This is a genomic window from Acidobacteriota bacterium (assembly GCA_009861545.1).
Lineage (GTDB): Bacteria > Acidobacteriota > Vicinamibacteria > Vicinamibacterales > UBA8438 > WTFV01.
The window spans coordinates 3,837-6,392 of the sequence record VXME01000164.1 but is presented as its reverse complement, the minus strand read 5'-3'; the positions used below and the strand labels follow the sequence as shown (position 1 = coordinate 6,392).

Genomic DNA, 2,556 nt, shown 5'->3' with positions numbered 1-2,556 from the left:
CCCGAAGCCGTCCCGTGAAAGCTGCTCCACGTCACCAGACGTACGATCGTGGAAGACCAGGCCGATACTCGTAGATGCGCCGTGCACATACTGGATGTTGATGTCCGCAGACCGGCCGCTCTTGGAATAGCTCCACTGGACATCCGTCGACGTGTCATCAAAGGTTCCATCCGAATTGCGGGTGCGGACGGTGCGAGAGTCGATGAAGGTGGTCACGTTGGCGACCAGATCATCGCGGGTGAACCCACAGTTGGCGTCCAGGAGCTCGTCAGGGTAGATCGTCAGAGTCGCACCCAGGATCGAATCCGGCGCCTCTACCAGGGTCGTGGGGCCAAGGATGCCACTACGGTTGTCTTCTGCATCGTCGCCGTTGCACCCGACCACGGCCAGCATCAGCACTGCCGCCGTCGCCCTCCACCAGACGCTGCCCGCCAGTAGGTACACGTCAGCCATTCAGTCAACCTCCACAGTCCGCATGGCCAGCCGCAGCAGCGCATCGCAGTTGCGCGCGTCGATCTGATCCTGCCGCGTCATGGTCACGGTCAGCCGCCAGTCTCTTGCACCTTCGTCGCCCGCTGCCGGCAAGACCAACTGACGACCCCGACCACAGGCAGGGGGCGGAGATCCCAGACCGGAGTCTACACCGAGAAACCAAATGCGCCCGGACAGTCCGAATCGAGCAACGGCCACGGAGGACACGACCGAGCAAGCCGACGGATCACCGGGGCGGCCAGCAGCGGATCGAAAGACGGGTCGTCATCTTCTCCGGCGTCCCCGATCACCCACTGTCGAAACGCTCCTTCCTTCCGAGATTTGCACCGATAGTGCCGCGCCGGACTGTGACTCGATGGTTGTGACCCGGTCACAGGCGCAGTCACACCTGCCGTCACACCCCCAGTCACATGCCATCCTCTGCAAAGTTCTGATTCCGCTGACCAAACCGGATAAGTGCGATCCGTGAACGGAGCCGGCTCACGGGCCAGGAAAGAAGCCGGGAGCGACCCGGCGGAAACCTTCGGTTTCCGGCCCCGGCGGGTGTTCCTCCGTCACACCTGCCGGCCGGGTCGCTCCCGTCCGCAATCTTCCTGGCGGAAGGCCATACACCGGCGTCGCCGCCGGTCGAGGTCGACGCCGTCGCCAACTGAGCCCCCGCCGAAGATCGGGACCGTTGCGCGCGGGCTTCCGTTTCGTCGTTAACGTTGGTTCGGTCGCGGCCGCGGGTTTTCCGGCGGATTCTTGCCTTGGCCGCCGCCACCGCCTTGGCTCGGATCGCTGAAGTACCCGAGGGTGTCGGTAACCCAGATCGGGCGCGTATCGACCCAATTCCAGGGGACCATCATTCCGGAATTGGCGCCAGGACAGTACCCAATGCACACCTTCACAGGCTTGGGAGTGTCATCCGAAGCGTCATGCGCCAGCGGCGCAAGAGTCGTGCCAGGCACCGGATTGCCAGGCGGCCACGGCCCCGCCGGAGGAGTACATCCTCCTGCATAGCAGCCACGCTCGGAATCGACTGCCAAGGTCCCCAGGGGGCTTGTCTGTGCCTCTCCGGTAACCGGACCAGCCAAAGCGAACCCTGTGCAGAGCAGGGCAGCAACAGTACGCATGATCTTTTTCCTTTCGTTCCTCGCTCGGTTTCCAGCGGGCGCGTCACCGGTCCTTCTTGGTCGGCACCGGCGTCTCCGTATCCACCATCCATTGCCACATGGCCCATACGAACGGGCCGACGAACAAGACGACAATTGCAAACTTCACGACTCTAATCGCAACTAGTAGCGTAGCCGGCTCCAGTACCAGCATTGCCGCCGCGAACAACCCGAACGGAACGAGGAGCATGCCGACCAACAGAAGCGCCTGCATCCTGACTGTCACGCTCGACCCCCTTCTACCTGGTGCGGGTGGTGGTTCGACTGCCGAAGCCCATGTCCCAGACTGCAAGCAAAGACTGTGCCATTCAACTCGTTGCCGCTCGCGTCGGATGGGAATCCATGACGCTCATCAAGGTACCGTCCTTTGTGGATGTCCCCTTCGTCCCCTCTGAAGGACTGTTCTATGTAGCGTGCCGGGGTCTTGTTTCGGACTTGTGTCCGGCCCGTAAAGCCTGTGTGAACCGCGCTCGATCCCATGTCCACCCGAGCTGCCGACCACCAGTGCTCGTCTACCCAGTGGGCGGACCTCTACGACGCCCGCTTGCAGTGGCTCGCCGATGCGCATGACGCTCTTGACGCGTGTGGTGGCCGCCCGCGTGCGGCTCGTCGGCCGACATCTCCGAGGACGAGGTGCTGCGCGAATGCTGGGTGCTGAACCGTTGCGGGCAGTGAGCAGGCCACCATGCGGTGCGGTGCACGGTGCACGGGTCCACGGTACGAAGGCAGTGGCGCGGGCGGACCTGGGCGGCTTTTGATGAGCGAGGGTTCCCGGCACCCGGAGGCGGGGGGGGGGGGGGGGGGGGGGGGGGGGGGCGGGCCGCCCCCCCCCCCGCCGCCCAGGTCACGGCCGCGGCGCAGACGGCCGGCGGGCGGGGAGGCGGAGGGACGGGCGCCCGGCGCCCCCGCC

General features: G+C 65.0%; 1 protein-coding gene. It reads right to left on the bottom strand.

All coding sequences use genetic code 11. The annotated features are described in order from the left end of the window. Positions 1-1,650 precede the first annotated feature (1,650 nt). Positions 1,651-1,872, bottom strand: a complete 222-nt coding sequence (locus tag F4X11_25720; protein ID MYN68375.1) for a hypothetical protein — start codon at positions 1,870-1,872, stop codon at positions 1,651-1,653. Positions 1,873-2,556 lie beyond the last annotated feature (684 nt).